Origin of the sequence: Achromobacter sp. DH1f (genome assembly GCF_000633435.1) — a bacterium.
Classification (GTDB): Bacteria; Pseudomonadota; Gammaproteobacteria; order Burkholderiales; family Burkholderiaceae_B; genus Achromobacter; species Achromobacter deleyi.
On record NZ_AYMF01000001.1, the window covers coordinates 191,759 to 207,028 of the forward strand.

The following is a 15,270-nucleotide window of genomic DNA, read 5'->3' on the forward strand; positions in this document are numbered from 1 at the left end:
ACAGGTTCACGAAGGAACTTTGCCGCGCGCGTCGACGGGCGCCGAAATGCCATGCACCCGCAGCGCCAATTGCAGGCGGTCGGTCACGCCCAGTTTCTCGAACACCGCCGACAGGTGCGCCTTGACCGTGCGCTCGGTGATGCCCAGCGCCTCGGCGATCTGGGCGTTGGACTGGCCGCTGGCCGCGTAGCGCGCCACCGTGGTTTCGCGTTCGGTCAGGATGCCGTTGTCCCAGGTCGAGGCGTCCTGGGCGCGCTCGGTCACCAGCCGCAGCAGGCGGGTCACCAGCGAACGGCCCATCCAGATGCCGCCGGACGCCACGACTTCCAGCGCCTGGGCCAGCGCCTGGGCCGGCGCATAGCCATGGCAGTAACCCAGGGCGCCGGCGCCCAGGGCCTGGGCGCCTTGCTCGTCATTGGGGCTGGGGCTGGCCACCACGACCTGCAGGCCGGACAGCAGCGGCAGCCAGGACGGGTCCTGCCAGGAAGGCAGGCGCGGCAGGCCGGTGTCCACCACCGCCAGCATGCGGCCCTGTTCGCGCCAGCGCTGCAGATCCGCCAGGCCGCGGCCGCGGGCGGCCAGCCAGCGCGTGGGGTCCAGGGCGCGCCAGTGCTGCCAGAGCAGGTCGTCGTGCGTAACCAACAAGACAGGAACGGATTTCATAACGCCTTCCAGCACTCCTCAACGTTCGGTAAAGGCATTGGCCTTGGCCCGCAGGATCGGCTTGAGCAGGTACTGCAGCACGGTCCGCTTGCCGGTCAGGATATGAACCTCGGCCACCATCCCGGGGATGATCGGCAACAGCTTTTCGCCCACGGTGCTGCGGTCGGTGCGCACCCGCACCACGTAATAGGAATTGCCCTTTTCGTCGGTGACCGTGTCGGCGCCGATCTGCTCGACCTTGCCCTCCAGCCCGCCGTAGATGGCGAAGTCGTAGGCGGTGAACTTCACTTCCGCCTTCTGTGCCGGATGCAGGAAGCCGATGTCGCGCGGCAGGATGCGCACTTCCAGCAGCAGGGTGTCGTCCTTGGGCACGATCTCGATGATGTCCTTGCCTGGCTGCACGACGCCGCCGACGGTGTTGTTGAACAGCGTCTTGACCGTGCCGCGCACCGGCGCCCGCACTTCGGCCAGCTTCACCCTGTCGGCCAGCGCCAGCTTGCCTTCGCGCAGCGTGGCCAGCTTGGTGTTGGTTTCCGACAACTCGTTGCGGGCCAGGTTGCGGATGTTCAGCTCGGACTCTTCCAGCTTGCTCTGGGCTTCCTTGATGGACGCCTGGAAGCGGTCGATCTGGGCTTCGGCGCCTTTCTGCTCGCCGCAATAGCGGGCCACGTCGCGTTGCAGGCGCAGCAAGTCCACTTCGGACACCGCGCCGCTCTTGAGCAAGGGCCGCGTCACCTGCAGTTCGCGCGAGGTCAGGCTGCAGCTGGCCGACGCCTGGTCACGCTTGGCGATGGTTTCGCGCAGGTCTTCCTGGCGCTGCTTGAGCTGTTCGCGCGCCACGTTGATGGTGGCGTTCAGCTCGGTGGTGCGGGCCTGCCAGGCGTTGCGCTCCATCTCGACCAGGCCGGGGGCCTGGGCCAGTACTTCCTCGGGCGCCACGAACGGCTCGCCGGTCGCCAACGCGTGCAGGCGGGCGGACTTGGCCAGCAGCGACAGGTATTCGGCGTTGTTCTCGCCCAGCGACGAGGCAAAGCGCGTGTTGTCGATCTTGAGCAGCGTCTGGCCGGCCTCGACTTCCTGCCCCGGGCGCACCAGCAGTTCCTGGACGATGCCGCCGTCCAGGCTCTGGATGATCTGCACCTGGCGCGACGGCACGACCTTGCCTTCGCCCCGCACGACTTCATCGATGTTGCCGATCGCGGCCCAGACCAGCAGGGCGGCCAGCGCCAGCAGGCTCATCCACAGCAGGATGCGCGCGCCGCGGGCCTGGGATTCATGGATGACCCATTCGGCGTTGCCGACGTAGTCCGTACGCTGTTCGGGCTTGCCCTTTTCGGCGCCGTCCAGCAGCCGGTCGAAGAAGAAGATGAAGACGCCGCGCAGCTTGCGCCACGGCGCGCCGAGCAGGCTCGGCCGTTTTTGACCTGGAATTTTCTGCATGCTTGCCTCAGCTTCCCCGTCCGACGCGCCCTTGGCGCAGCGCTTCGACGACCTGTTCCTTGGGGCCGTCGGCCACGATGTGGCCGTTGTCGATGACGATCAGTCGATCGACCAGGTCCAAGAGGGCCGTGCGGTGGGTCACCAGCAGGATGGTCTTGCTGGCGCTGGCTTCGCCCAGGCGGCGGCGCAACTGGGCCTCGCTCTGGTGGTCCATGTTGCTGCTGGGTTCGTCCAGCAGCAGGATGGGCGGGTCGTTGATCAGGGCGCGCGCCACGGCAACCGACTGGCGCTGGCCGCCCGACAGCGACTCGCCGCGCTCGCCGATGATCATGTCAAAGCCGTTGGGGTGCAGGTTGGCGAATTCGGTCACCCCGGCCAGATTGGCGGCGGCCAGGATGCTGGCGTCGTCGGCATAGGGCGCGCCCATGGCCAGGTTGTGCTTCAGGCTGCCGTAGAACAGGATCGGGTCCTGCGGCACGTGGCCGATGGCGCGGCGCACGTCGGCCGGATCGATCTGGCGCACGTCCACGCCGTCCAGCAGCACCGCGCCTTCGGTCGGCTGGTACAGGGCCAGGGCCAGCTTTTCCAGCGTGGTCTTGCCCGAGCCGATACGGCCGATGATGCCGACTTTCTCGCCCGGCTTGAGCTTGAACGACACCTTCTTGAGCACGGGCTGGGTGGCGCCGGGGTAGGTGAAGCTTACGTCGCGGAATTCCAGCGCGCCATGGAACACCGGCCGGTGCAGGAATTCGGCCTCGGGCGGGCGTTCGATCGGCAGCTTCATATAGCTGTCGATCGAGCCCAGCGAGGTGCGCGCGTTCTGGTATTGCATCAGCAGGCCGGCCACCTGGCCCAGCGGCGCCAGGCAGCGCCCGGCGATCATCGACGCGGCAATGATGCCGCCCATCGACAGCGCCGCGTCCTGCACCAGGTACACGCCGATGATGACCACCGAGATGGACACCAGCTGTTGAATCGCCTGCACGAAGCCCACGGTGGACGACGAGATCAGCTTGAGCTTGCCGCCGTTCTGGGCAATGAATTCGGTGGCGCGTTCCCAGTTGCGCTGGATGGCGCCCTGGGCGTTCAGGGTCTTGACGGCTTCCAGCCCCGTCAGGGCCTCGACCAGCGTGGCGTTGCGCTGCGACGACGCCTGGAACGTGGCCATCGTCAGCGCTTCCATCCGCGCCTGGGCGGCCAGCGACACCAGCAGGATCAGCACGATGGCGACCACCGGCGGCAGCACCATCCACGGCGAGATCCAGGCCAGCGCGGCCAGGAACAGCAGGATGAAGGGCAGGTCCACCAGGGCGGTGATGGTGGCCGACGCGATGAAGTCGCGGATCGACTCGAACGAACGCAGGTTGGCGGCGAACGACCCGACCGACACCGGCCGGCCTTCCAGCCGCAGGTCCAGCACGCGTTCCATGATCTGGGCCGACAGGCGCACGTCCACCCGCTTGCTGGCACTGTCCACCACATGGGACCGCGCCGTGCTCAGGATCATGTTGAAGATCACCACCAGGGTGATGCCGATGGCCAGCACCCACAGGGTTTCCACCGCGTTGTTGGGCACCACGCGGTCATACACGTTCATGGTGAACAGCGGCATCGCCATGGCGAACACGTTGATCAGCAGGGCGGCGACCAGCGCGTCGCGGTACAGCCGCCGGTTTTCCATGATGGCGGCCCAGAACCAATGGCGTTCGCGCACCTTGGCGACTTCCGGGGCGCGGGCGTCAAAGCGGAACTGCGGCCGCACGAAGCACACCAGGCCGGTGTACTGGCGGGCGAGCTCGTCGGCGCTGAGCGTGACCGCGCTGCCGCCCAGCTCGGGGTGGCTGACCACATAGCTGTCGCCGTCTCTTTTCAGCAACAGGCAGGCCCGCTCGCCATTGAGCAGCAGGATGGCCGGCAACAGGTCGGACGGCAGGCTGTCCAGCGATCGCTTGACCACGCGCGCCGACAGCTGGGCGCGCGCCGCCGCCCGGGGCAGCAGCGCGGGCGTCAGCTTGTGGGCTTCCAGCGGCAGGCCGGCCGACAGGGCCTGCGCGGTCGAGGCCACGCCGTGCAGGCGTGTGATCTCGACCAGGCAGTCCAGCAGCGGGTCGTCATGCGCGGCGCGCGCGTCGGCGCGCCATTCCCGGGACGCCTGTTCCATGTCAGATAACTTGTCCATCTTCGTCATCCAGCAGGTCCAGATGTTCCGAGAGGCGCGCACGCTGTTGCTTGCGCTGGTTGAGCTTTTGCTGGGCCTGTATCGGCAAATCGGTCAGGCGCAAGGTGCCATTGGCGATCAACGCGTCGATCAAGTCTTCCAATACGCGGACAAAGTCCGCATCCAACTGCGAGAAATCGTTGTTCTGGTTCGCCATGCGGCCTCCGTGCGCCCGAATCCCGATGTCCGATCAGGAGCGCGGCTGGTTGGCCGGCGCGTTCACCGGCACGAACGTCGGCGGCAGTGTGCCTTCGTTGTATTGCACGCGCACCGGCGTCAGGCGGGCCGAATCGGGCACCGTGGAATTACACAGCTTGATGACGTCGTCCGACACCACCAGCTTGCCGTTTTCCTCGGGCATCTCGTTGCGCGCCGGTTGCAGCGTCAGCGCCGGCAGCAGCTTGTGCGACAGGGCCAGCCAGCGGTACTGCGCCAGCTTGAGGTCATAAGTGGCGTTGGTCAGCGCGCGGCGCGATTCGAACAGCTCGTTCTCGGTGTTCAGCAGGTCCAGCAGCGTGCGCTGGCCGATCTGGAATTGCTGGCGGTAGGCGTCACGCACCTTGGACGTGGCCAGTTCGTGGTCACGCAGGAAGGGCAGCTTTTCCTGCAGGCTGGAGATGTTGTTCCAGGCCACGGCCAGTTCCTGCTGCACGTTGCGGCAGGTGTAGTCGCGCACGTCGCGCGCTGCATACGACTGGGCGGCCGTCTGGCGCACGCGCGCCGAATCGGCGCCGCCGCGGTACAGGTTGTAGTTCATCACCACCTGCACGCTGGAACTGCGGATGTTGCGGTTCTCGGGCGTGGGGTCGTTCTGGTCGCGGCCGGTGGCGGCCACGAATTCGAACTTGGGCGAAAACGCGCCCTTGGACGAGGCCACGCCGGCTTCGGCGCCCTGCAGGGCGGCCTGCTTGGACAGGAAGGTGGGGTTGCGGCGCAGCGACTCGTTGAAGTTGCCGGGCTTGACCGGCAGCTTGTCCGACACGTCGGGCACGGGCTGCATCGCTTCGGGCGGGAACGCGCCGGTGACGCGCTGGAAGCGCTGCTGCACGTCCAGCAGGTTGGCGGTTTCGGTCATCAGGTTGGTCTGGGCCAGCGACAGGCGGCCGCCGGCCTGTTCCAGGTCGACGCGCCGGCCGACGCCGGACTCGGCACGCTGGCCGATCTGCTTGAGGGTCTCCTCGTGCAGCGAATAGTTCTGGCGGGCCAGCAATTCCATGTCGCGGTAGCGCTGCAGGTCGATGTAGGCCTGCACGGCCGCCAGGGCGGTGGTGTCGCTGGTGGCCAACACGTCATAGAAGCGCGCCAGCTTGTCGAAGCCGGCCTGCTTGACGTCGTTGCTGGTGCGGAAGCCGTCGAAAATCAGCTGGCGCAGTTCGAAGTTGTAGCCGGGGCGGTTCCAGTTCTGCGAGCCCGCGCCGGGCACGTTGTTGCGGTATTCGCGGCCGACATAGCCCAGGGCGTTGACTTGCGGGAAGAAGGCGCCGCGAGCCACTGCCTGGCCTTCCAGGGACGCCTGGAAGTCGTGGTATTTGGCCTGGATCTCGGGATTGCTGAGCAGGGTCTGCTCGACGATCTGGTTCAGGGTGGTGGCGCCCGGTGCGGTGGCCGGGGCAGGGGATTCCGCAGTCGCGGGCTGTGCAAATGCGGCAGGAACGAATGCCAAGGCCAGGGCCGAAACCGTGGTTTTAAGCAGAAACGAAGCCATAGGGATTATTCGCGAGTCGAGTTTTGGATTAGTGGCCGGCATATTGTTTGCAGTCGCCCGAATTGGCGATTCAAGATTTGTAAAGTCTTGACCAAACTTACCGGCCCGTCGGATTTATTTCGAATAAAATCACGAAAAATGTCGGAAAATTACGTGATTTAGGCGAAATTCAATATGGACGGATTAATCAAAAACTATTAATGCGATTTATTGCGCATTATGTCGGTTTCTGCTTTGCCACATTGAAACTCGATTATATCCGTTTGCGACTTCTGTATCTAAATTGTTTTTAAGTTCGTCAACTTTTGATTATCTGGGCGAGGCTGCGGCGCAACGCCGGGAATGGACCCGGCAGGCAGCCCGGTGCCAGGTTCCATGGTAGTTCTGGTACTAGTATCTTTGGTGTGGTTGTACTAGGTTCAGAGGCTGTGCATAATTCCCCTCATGCCGCAGTGGCCGGCGCGTGGGGCGATTTGCCTTCAAGCGTGCGAGGCCCAAGCCGGACTGTCTATTTGCAGAGCGCATCCATGGCCCAAACCCTTTACGACAAACTCTGGAACGCCCACATCGTTCACCAGGAATCCGACGGCACCTGTCTGCTGTATATCGACCGCCACCTGCTGCATGAAGTCACCAGCCCGCAGGCGTTCGAGGGCCTGGCGATTGCCGGCCGCAAGCCGTGGCGAGTCGGCGCCAACCTGGCCGTGGCCGACCACAACGTGCCCACGCTGAACCGCGCCCAGGGCATCGACGATCCGGTCTCGCGCCTGCAGGTCGACACGCTGGACGCCAACTGCGACAAGCACGGCATCACCGAATTCCGAATGAACGACCTGCGCCAGGGCATCGTCCACGTGATCGGGCCGGAGCAGGGCGCTACCCTGCCGGGCATGACGGTCGTCTGTGGCGACTCGCACACCAGCACGCACGGCGCGCTGGGCGCACTGGCCTTCGGCATCGGTACGTCCGAAGTCGAGCACGTGCTGGCTACCCAGACGCTGCTCATGAAGAAAGCCAAGAGCATGCTCATCAAGGTCGAAGGCGAACTGCCCTTCGGCTGTACGGCCAAGGACGTCGTCCTGCACATCATCGGCATCATCGGCACCGCCGGCGGTACCGGCCACGCCATCGAATTCGCCGGCAGCACGATCCGTTCGCTGTCCGTCGAAGGCCGCATGACCGTCTGCAACATGGCCATCGAAGCCGGCGCCCGGTCCGGCATGGTCGCCGTCGACGACAAGACCGTCGAATACTTCCGCGGCCGTCCGTTCGCGCCGTCCGGCGTGCTCTGGGACCACGCGGTTACCTACTGGCGCACGCTGCACACCGACGAAGGCGCCAAGTTCGACACCGTGGTCGAAGTCAACGCCCGCGACATCAAGCCGCAAGTCACCTGGGGCACCTCGCCCGAGATGGTCCTGCCGGTCGATTCCCGCGTGCCGGACCCCGATCGCGAAAAAGACGACGTGCGCCGCAGCGGCATGGAGCGTGCGCTGGAATACATGGGCCTGAAGCCCAACACCCCGCTGACCGACATCCGCGTGGACCGCGTGTTCATCGGTTCGTGCACCAACTCGCGCATCGAAGACCTGCGCGCCGCCGCCGTCGTGGCGCGTGGCAAGCACGTGGCGTCCAATGTGCGCCAGGCCATGGTTGTGCCGGGCTCGGGCCTGGTCAAGCAACAGGCCGAACGCGAAGGGCTGGACAAGATCTTCATCGAGGCCGGCTTCGAATGGCGCGAGCCGGGCTGCTCGATGTGCCTGGCCATGAACGCCGACCGTCTTGAACCGGGCGAACGCTGCGCCTCGACCTCGAACCGCAACTTCGAAGGCCGCCAGGGCCAGGGCGGTCGCACGCACCTGGTCAGCCCGGCCATGGCCGCGGCCGCCGCCGTGGCAGGCCATTTCGTCGACGTCCGCACCTTCCGTTAAGCAACGCGCACCGAGTACACATCATGCAAGCATTTACCACTCACGAAGGCCTGGTGGCTCCGCTCGACCGCGAAAACGTCGACACGGACCTCATCATCCCCAAGCAGTTCCTCAAGTCCATCAAGCGCACCGGCTTCGGCCCGAACCTGTTCGACGAATTGCGCTACCTGGACCACGGCGAACCCGGCATGGACAACAGCAAGCGTCCGCTGAACCCGGATTTCGTGCTGAACCAGCCACGCTACCAAGGTGCCTCGGTGCTGCTGGCGCGCAAGAACTTCGGCTGCGGCTCCAGCCGCGAGCACGCGCCCTGGGCCCTGACGCAATATGGTTTCCGCGCCATCATCGCCCCGTCCTACGCCGACATCTTCTTCAACAACAGCTTCAAGAACGGCTTGCTGCCGATCGTGCTGTCTGAATTGGAAGTGGCCCGCCTGTTCGACGAAGTGAAGGCGTTCCCCAACTACAAGCTGCGCATCGACCTGGAACGCCAGGTGGTCGTGGCCGCCGACGGGCGCGAAATGGGTTTCGACATCGAACCCTTCCGCAAGTATTGCCTGTTCAACGGCTTTGACGACATCGGCCTGACCCTGCGCCATGCCGACAAGATCCGCGCCTTCGAGGCCGAACGCCTGGCTCGCCACCCCTGGCTCGAAAGCCGGCCCATCGCCTGACCGCATTCCCATACCGACCACAGGACCGTTTCATTCCATGACCCATAACATCGCAGTCTTGCCGGGCGACGGCATCGGCCCCGAAATCGTCGAACAGGCCGTGCGCGTCCTGAAGGCGCTGGACGTGCCCTTCGACATCAAAGAGGCCGCTGTCGGCGGCGCCGCGTTCGATGCCTTCGAACACCCGCTGCCCCCGGCCACCCTGAACCTGGCCAAGGAATCCCACGCCGTGCTGTTCGGCGCCGTAGGCGACTGGAAGTACGACAGCCTGCCGCGCGAATTCCGCCCCGAACAGGCCATCCTGGGCCTGCGCAAGGCGCTGGGCCTGTTCGCCAACCTGCGCCCGGCCATCCTGTATCCCGAGCTGGCCAGCGCCTCGTCGCTCAAGCCCGAGATCGTCTCCGGCCTGGATATCCTGATCATCCGCGAACTGACCGGCGACATCTATTTCGGCACGCCGCGCGGCGTGCGTTCGTCGCCGGACGGCGTCTTCGCCGGTGAACGCGAAGGCTACGACACGATGCGCTATGCCGAATCCGAAGTGCGCCGCATCGCGCGCATCGGCTTCGAATCGGCTCGCAAGCGCAACAAGAAGCTGTGCAGCGTCGACAAGGCCAACGTGCTGGAAACCTCGCAGTTCTGGCGCGACATCGTCATCGAAGTGGCCCGCGAATATCCGGACGTCGAGCTCTCGCACATGTACGTCGACAACGCCGCCATGCAGCTGGTGCGCAACCCGCGCCAGTTCGACGTCATCGTGACCGGCAACCTGTTCGGCGACATCCTGTCCGACGAAGCCGCCATGCTGACCGGTTCGATCGGCATGCTGCCGTCGGCGTCGCTGAACGCCGGTGGCCAGGGCCTGTACGAGCCCAGCCACGGTTCGGCCCCCGACATCGCCGGCCAGGGCATCGCCAATCCGCTGGCGACCATCCTGTCGGCCGCCATGCTGCTGCGCTATTCGCTGAACCTGGCGCCGCAGGCCGACCGCATCGAAGCCGCCGTGCGCCGCGTGCTGGCCGATGGCCTGCGCACCGCCGACATCTTCGAACCCGGCACCACCAAAGTCAGCACCTCGGGCATGGGCGACGCCGTCCTCAAGGCCCTGGCCTGATCGATGTCGCTGCGGGCGCGCCCTGGCGGCGCGGCCCCGGCGCCTGGGGCCGCCCGTGGGGCGGCCCTTTTCCATATAGGTTGTTGCCGCCGCGCCGCGAAAGCGGGGCGGCGTTGCTTGTGGCCCCGTTTTTTCAAGCTGCGCCGCAACATCTGCGCGTGCATTCTGATAAATTGTTGGGTTCTTGCACGTTTTTATTCACCAGACCTTGTCCCCACCTTTAAAGAGCGATTGAAATGAATCAAGCAGTAGGCCTTGTCGGCTGGCGCGGTATGGTCGGCTCGGTGCTCATGCAACGCATGCGCGACGAGAACGACTTCGCACTGATCGAACCGGTGTTCTTCTCCACCAGCAACGCTGGCGGCGCCGCCCCCACTTGGGCGACTGGCGCAGGCCCGCTGCAAGATGCCTACAACATTGATGCTCTGAAAAAACTGCCGATCATCGTGACGGCCCAAGGCGGCGACTACACGTCCGAGGTCTATCCGAAGCTGCGCGGCGCGGGCTGGAACGGCATCTGGATCGACGCGGCCAGCACCCTGCGCATGGCCGACGACGCCATCATCGTGCTGGACCCGGTCAACCGTCCGGTCATCGACGCGGCGCTCAAGCGCGGCGTGCGCAACTTCATCGGCGGCAACTGCACCGTCAGCTGCATGCTGATGGGCCTGGCCGGCCTGTTCAACAACGACCTGGTCGAGTGGATGACCACCATGACGTACCAGGCGGCATCGGGCGGCGGCGCGCAGCACATGCGCGAACTGCTGACCCAGTTCGGCGAACTGAACCACGCCGTCAAGCCGCTGCTGGACGACCCCGCCTCGGCCATCCTGGAAATCGACCGCGGCGTGCTGGCCAAGCAGAAAGACGACGCGCTGCCCCGCGACCACTTCGGCGTGCCGCTGGGCGGCAGCCTGATTCCCTGGATCGACAAAGACCTGGGCAACGGCATGACCAAGGAAGAATGGAAGGGCGAGGTCGAGACCAACAAGATCCTCGGCCGCGGCGCGGCCTTCGGTTCGGCTCCCACGCCCATCGACGGCCTGTGCGTGCGCATCGGCGCGATGCGCTGCCACAGCCAGGCCCTGACCATCAAGCTCAAGCGCGACCTGCCGCTGGACGAGATCGAATCGCTGATCGCCCAGGGCACGCAATGGGCCAAGGTCATTCCCAACACCAAGGAAGCCACCATCCGCGACCTGACCCCCGTGGCCGTGACCGGCACGCTGGACATTCCGGTGGGCCGCCTGCGCAAGATGTCGATGGGCCCGCAGTACCTCAGCGCCTTCACCGTCGGTGACCAGCTGCTGTGGGGCGCCGCCGAACCGCTGCGCCGCATGCTGCGCATCGCGCTGGCCGAAGCCTGATGCCCGGCGGGCGGCGCAAGCCGCCCGATCCGCCAGGGCAGTCCCTGCAAAGGCACCTTCGGGTGCCTTTGTCATTTGCGCCGCGGCCGCGGGGCTGGGCAATGTGCCCGCCAGCCAACGCCGATGCGCCTTTCAGGTTTGTGAAACGCGCTGCATCTATTACACTTTTCGGGTGAATTGAGGCTTGTTATCACAAGATCGCCATGAACAAGCCCTAGCCCGTAATTCGACTACAAGAACGGAATTCCAGCTTATGACCCAGCGTTCGCGCCAAGTGAAGCATGCCCGCCGTTTGAAGGCCCTCCAGTGGGCGATCGCATTGGCGCTGGGCGCGAGCATCAGCAGCCAGGCGCTGGCGATGCGGGTGGGGCATTCACGCGTGGTGTCGGCGCCGGGCGCGCCGCTGCAGGCGCTGGTCGGGCTGCAGGAACTGACCCCCGACGAAGTGTCGTCGCTGCGGGTCTCGATCGCGGACGAAGCCGCCTGGCAACGCGCGGGCCTGAAGCCGCCCGCGCCCTTGGCCGGCATGGTGGTCAGGGTGGAAGACGGCATGGATGCCACTCGCAAGAACCTGCGGGTACGGTCGGCGCAAGCGCCGGCCAGCGGGGCCGTCGACCTGCTGCTGGATATCAGCTCCAGTTCGGGCCAGCGGCAGGTGCAGGTCAGCATTCTTGTACCGCTGCGGGGCGCGGGCGCCGACGTCACGCCGGCCGCCGTGGGCACGCCGGGCCGCACGGGCGGCAGCGCGGGCAGTGTCAACGTCAAGTCGGGCGACAACCTCTTTGCCATCGCCCAGCGCAACGCAGTGCCCAACGCCTCGGTGTACCAGATGCTGGTGGCGCTGTGGCGCGCCAACCCCGAAGCCTTCATCCAGAACAACATGAACCTGGTGCGCGCCGGCCAGACGCTCACGATTCCCGACGCCGCCACCGTGCGGGCCGTGGATCCGGCCGAAGCGCGCCGCATCTTCAACGAACACGCCGAAGCCTTCGCCCGTTACCGTGCCCGCATCGGCGCCGCGGCCGGCGCGAACCCGTCCGTGGTCAAGGGCCAGGACGCGTCTTCCGGCACCGTGGCCCGACCGGGCGACACCGGGGTGGCGACGGCATCGCCGCCGCAAGACCGGGTGCGCCTGTCGTCCGGCCAGGCGGCCGGCGGCGCGGCGGCGCAAGCCGAAGCCCAGGCGGATCAACGCACGTCCAACGAACGCGCCATCGCCGATGCCGAGGGCCGCGTGAACCAGTTGCAAAGCAACGTCGACGAATTGAACAAGGCCGTGGCCGGGCAGGGGGCGTCGGGGGCTGGTGCGCCCGGTGCCGAGGGCGCGGCGGGCGGAACGGGTAAGCCGGGCGTGGCCGGAGCTGCCGGGGCCGCGGGTACTGCGGGCGCGGCAGGGGCATCCGGTACGCCGGGTGCACCCGGTGCGGCGGGCGCTGCGGGCACGCCAGGTGCCGCGGGCGCCGCAGGAGCAAATGGGGCATCGGGCACGCCGGGCGCTGCCGGCGCCACGGGGGGCAGCGGGGCATCCGGTACGCCGGGTGCCGCCGGGGCTGCAGGCGCAACGGGAGCCGCAGGGGCAACCGGCGCTGCGGGTACGCCAGGCGCTGCCGGTGCCGCAGGCTCGACCGGGGCATCAGGAACACAGGGCGCCACCGGCGCCGCAGGCTTGACCGGCACGCCTGGCGCCGCCGGATCGGCAGGAACTCCAGGTACTCAGGGCGCCGCTGGCGCACCAGGTGCCACAGGCGCGGCAGGCGCCACCGGAACGCCTGGCGTTGCCGGCGCAGCGGGCGCACAAGGCGCAGCAGGTGCGCCAGGCAGCCCTGGCGCAGCCGGTACCCCCGGTGCCACGGCGCCGACGGCCGCCGCCGCACAAGACAAGGCCGCCGCGGATGCGGCGGCAAGCAACAACAAGGATAAGGATTTGACTTCTTCCATGCCGGCCTGGCTGGCCGACAATCTTCTGGTGATCGTCACCGCGGTGCTGGCGCTGATCGCGTTCGCCATCGCCTGGGTGCTGCGCCGCGCGGGTGCGCGCCGTGGCGACGACGACGAGGAAACCTACGCCTACAACGAGCCCGCGCTGGATACCGCAGCGCTGAACCGCAAGCTCGATTCGATCAATCTCGACCTGGACGAACCGCCCACGGACGAACCGCGCCGGGTCGGCGGTCCACGGGTCTGACAGATGTCCAGAGTTGCAATGGGGCTGGCCTACGACGGCTCCGCCTGGCAGGGTTGGCAAACCCAGCCGCACCGGCAGACGGTGCAAGACACTTTGGAAGCCGCGCTGGCGCGCTTCTGCGACGTAAAGGAACCGGTGGCCACCCTCTGCGCCGGCCGCACCGATACCGGTGTGCATGGCGCAATGCAGGTCATCCATCTGGATACCTCGCTGGACCGTCGCATGGAATCCTGGGTGCGAGGCGTCAACGCCTTCCTGCCGCCCAGCATTTCCGTGCAGTGGGCCAAGCCGGTCTCGGATGATTTCCATGCCCGTTTTTCCGCCCGGGCCCGTACCTATGTCTATCTGCTGTGGCGGGGCAGGGTGCGACCGGCGCTGTGGGCCGGCCGGGCAGGGTGGTGCTACCAGCCGCTGGATGTCGATGCCATGCGCGCGGCCGCACGCGCCTTGCTGGGGGAACACGATTTCTCCAGCTTTCGTTCGTCGCAGTGCCAGGCCAAGCATCCGGTGCGCGTCATGCACCGGCTGGACATCGAAGAGCGCGGTCCGTTTCTAGTGTTTACGCTTCGGGCCAACGCTTTCCTGCATCATATGGTGCGCAACATCATGGGTGCGCTGCTGCAGATCGGCCAGGGCCGCGAATCCGTCGACTGGATGGCGCAGCTGCTGTCCTGGCGCGACCGCAAGCGCGGCGCGCCCACGTTTTCCCCCGACGGCCTATACCTGTCGGCCATCGAATACCCCGACGAGTTCGGCCTGGACGAGTTGGATGGCGGGGCGCTCTTGCTGTCGCCCTTCACGCAATACGCCACGCAACCGTCGGGCAACCCGCCATAGCCCGGCGGCCGTCGGCACCCAAGGAGGCCAGTCTCATGCAACGCCGCGCGTTTTTGAAGCGAACCGCCCTGGGCGCCGCCGCCGGCGGGGCCGCCATCGCCGCCCCGGTCTATGCGCAAGAGGCGCCGGCCGTGTCCTGGAAGCTGGCCTCCAGTTTCCCCAACGAGTCGCCCACCCTGTTTGCCGGCGCCGAAGACGTGGCCCGCTACGTCAGCGACGTCACCGACGGCAAGTTCCGCATCGAGATTTTCTCGGCCGGCGACCTGGTCGACGCCGGCCAGGTGCTGGACGCCGTGCAGCACCGCATCGTCGAATGCGGCCATACGGCATCCACCCGCTTTTTCGATACCGACCCCGCGCTATGCTTTGACGCCGGCCTGCCGTTCGGCCTGAACACCCGCCAGATGAACGCCTGGATGATCCAGGGCGAAGGGTTGGCGCTGACCCGCGTGCTGTTCGACAAGTACAACATCGTCAACTACCCCTGCGGCTTCACGGGCGCCCAGATGGGCGGCTGGTTCCGCGGCGAGGTCAAGTCGGTCGACGACCTGCGTGGCCTGAAGATCAAGGCAGGCGGCTTTGCGCGCCAGGTGCTGGCCCGCCTGGGCGCTGAACCTGTGGACCTGTCCATCGCCGATACCTACGCGGCGCTGGAGCAGGGCGGGGTGGATGCCGTGGCCTGGATCGGTCCGCATGACGACGAAAGCCTGGCGCTCTACAAGGTCGCTCGCAACTACTACTTTCCCGGTTGGTGGGCGGGCACGCTGCAACTGTCGCTGTACGTCAACCAGGACGCGCACGACGAACTGCCCAAGCCCTACCAGGCGGCGCTGGGCCTGGCCAGCCGCATGGCAACGGCCAACATGATCGCCAAGTATGACGCCGGCAATCCCGATGCGCTGCGCCGGCTGGTGCAGCGCGGCGCGCAGCTCAAGGCCTTTCCGCGGCCCATGCTGCAGGCCGCCTATGAAGCGTCGCTGAAGCTCTACCAGGAACTGAGCGCCAAAGACCCCATGTTCAAGAAGCTGTACGAGAGCATGACGGCCTTTCGCGACAAGGAAATCCCGTGGTTCCGCGTGGCCGAAGGCAGTTTCGACAGCTTCATGGCGACGGCGGGCCAGCCGGCCGGCTGACGG

General features: G+C 66.4%; 12 protein-coding genes. 7 read left to right on the forward strand and 5 right to left on the reverse strand.

The window, feature by feature from the left end; translation table 11 throughout:
- Positions 1–6 precede the first annotated feature (6 nt).
- Genes U858_RS0100875 through U858_RS0100895 form a run of 5 tightly spaced genes read right to left on the reverse strand, consistent with a single transcriptional unit; the run spans position 7 to position 6,026 of the window.
- Positions 7–663 (reverse strand): response regulator transcription factor, encoded by a 657-nt coding sequence (locus U858_RS0100875; RefSeq protein ID WP_025135307.1) that lies wholly within the window; start codon positions 661–663, stop codon positions 7–9.
- Between the two features lie 18 nt (positions 664–681).
- Positions 682–2,103: an HlyD family type I secretion periplasmic adaptor subunit gene (locus U858_RS0100880; protein WP_025135308.1), complete on the reverse strand. Its 1,422-nt coding sequence runs from the start codon at positions 2,101–2,103 to the stop codon at positions 682–684.
- Between the two features lie 7 nt (positions 2,104–2,110).
- On the reverse strand, positions 2,111–4,282 hold the full coding sequence (locus U858_RS0100885; protein ID WP_042884060.1) for a type I secretion system permease/ATPase: 2,172 nt from the start codon (positions 4,280–4,282) through the stop codon (positions 2,111–2,113).
- Complete coding sequence (locus tag U858_RS0100890; protein ID WP_025135310.1) at positions 4,266–4,478, reverse strand: hypothetical protein; 213 nt, start codon at positions 4,476–4,478, stop codon at positions 4,266–4,268. The genes U858_RS0100885 and U858_RS0100890 overlap by 17 nt, the downstream gene beginning before the upstream one ends.
- Before the next feature lie 33 nt (positions 4,479–4,511).
- On the reverse strand, positions 4,512–6,026 hold the full coding sequence (locus U858_RS0100895) for a TolC family outer membrane protein (RefSeq protein WP_025135311.1): 1,515 nt from the start codon (positions 6,024–6,026) through the stop codon (positions 4,512–4,514).
- Between the two features lie 527 nt (positions 6,027–6,553).
- Between U858_RS0100895 and leuC the strand changes: the two genes are divergently transcribed.
- The 7 genes from leuC (at position 6,554) to U858_RS0100930 (ending at position 15,267) form a co-directional block, all read left to right on the forward strand.
- Positions 6,554–7,957, forward strand: a complete 1,404-nt coding sequence (gene leuC, locus U858_RS0100900) for a 3-isopropylmalate dehydratase large subunit (RefSeq protein WP_025135312.1) — start codon at positions 6,554–6,556, stop codon at positions 7,955–7,957.
- Between the two features lie 23 nt (positions 7,958–7,980).
- Positions 7,981–8,631, forward strand: coding sequence for a 3-isopropylmalate dehydratase small subunit (gene leuD, locus U858_RS0100905; protein WP_025135313.1), 651 nt, complete (start codon positions 7,981–7,983; stop codon positions 8,629–8,631).
- Positions 8,632–8,668: 37 nt separating this feature from the next.
- Complete coding sequence (gene leuB, locus U858_RS0100910; protein ID WP_025135314.1) at positions 8,669–9,745, forward strand: 3-isopropylmalate dehydrogenase; 1,077 nt, start codon at positions 8,669–8,671, stop codon at positions 9,743–9,745.
- Between the two features lie 236 nt (positions 9,746–9,981).
- Positions 9,982–11,112 carry an aspartate-semialdehyde dehydrogenase gene (gene asd, locus U858_RS0100915; RefSeq protein WP_025135315.1) on the forward strand — a complete coding sequence of 377 codons (1,131 nt, stop codon included), beginning with the start codon at positions 9,982–9,984 and terminating at the stop codon, positions 11,110–11,112.
- Positions 11,113–11,365: 253 nt separating this feature from the next.
- On the forward strand, positions 11,366–13,297 hold the full coding sequence (locus tag U858_RS0100920; RefSeq protein ID WP_025135316.1) for a FimV family protein: 1,932 nt from the start codon (positions 11,366–11,368) through the stop codon (positions 13,295–13,297).
- Between the two features lie 3 nt (positions 13,298–13,300).
- On the forward strand, positions 13,301–14,134 hold the full coding sequence (truA, locus tag U858_RS0100925) for a tRNA pseudouridine(38-40) synthase TruA (RefSeq protein ID WP_025135317.1): 834 nt from the start codon (positions 13,301–13,303) through the stop codon (positions 14,132–14,134).
- A gap of 35 nt (positions 14,135–14,169) precedes the next feature.
- Complete coding sequence (locus tag U858_RS0100930; protein ID WP_025135318.1) at positions 14,170–15,267, forward strand: TRAP transporter substrate-binding protein; 1,098 nt, start codon at positions 14,170–14,172, stop codon at positions 15,265–15,267.
- Positions 15,268–15,270 lie beyond the last annotated feature (3 nt).

Coding starts and splice junctions, on each gene's coding strand:
- U858_RS0100875 (WP_025135307.1), bottom strand. CDS start 663: ATGAAATCCGTTCCTGTCTTGTTGGTTACGCACGACGACCTGCTCTGG.
- U858_RS0100880 (WP_025135308.1), bottom strand. CDS start 2,103: ATGCAGAAAATTCCAGGTCAAAAACGGCCGAGCCTGCTCGGCGCGCCG.
- U858_RS0100885 (WP_042884060.1), bottom strand. CDS start 4,282: ATGGACAAGTTATCTGACATGGAACAGGCGTCCCGGGAATGGCGCGCC.
- U858_RS0100890 (WP_025135310.1), bottom strand. CDS start 4,478: ATGGCGAACCAGAACAACGATTTCTCGCAGTTGGATGCGGACTTTGTC.
- U858_RS0100895 (WP_025135311.1), bottom strand. CDS start 6,026: ATGGCTTCGTTTCTGCTTAAAACCACGGTTTCGGCCCTGGCCTTGGCA.
- leuC (WP_025135312.1), top strand. CDS start 6,554: ATGGCCCAAACCCTTTACGACAAACTCTGGAACGCCCACATCGTTCAC.
- leuD (WP_025135313.1), top strand. CDS start 7,981: ATGCAAGCATTTACCACTCACGAAGGCCTGGTGGCTCCGCTCGACCGC.
- leuB (WP_025135314.1), top strand. CDS start 8,669: ATGACCCATAACATCGCAGTCTTGCCGGGCGACGGCATCGGCCCCGAA.
- asd (WP_025135315.1), top strand. CDS start 9,982: ATGAATCAAGCAGTAGGCCTTGTCGGCTGGCGCGGTATGGTCGGCTCG.
- U858_RS0100920 (WP_025135316.1), top strand. CDS start 11,366: ATGACCCAGCGTTCGCGCCAAGTGAAGCATGCCCGCCGTTTGAAGGCC.
- truA (WP_025135317.1), top strand. CDS start 13,301: ATGTCCAGAGTTGCAATGGGGCTGGCCTACGACGGCTCCGCCTGGCAG.
- U858_RS0100930 (WP_025135318.1), top strand. CDS start 14,170: ATGCAACGCCGCGCGTTTTTGAAGCGAACCGCCCTGGGCGCCGCCGCC.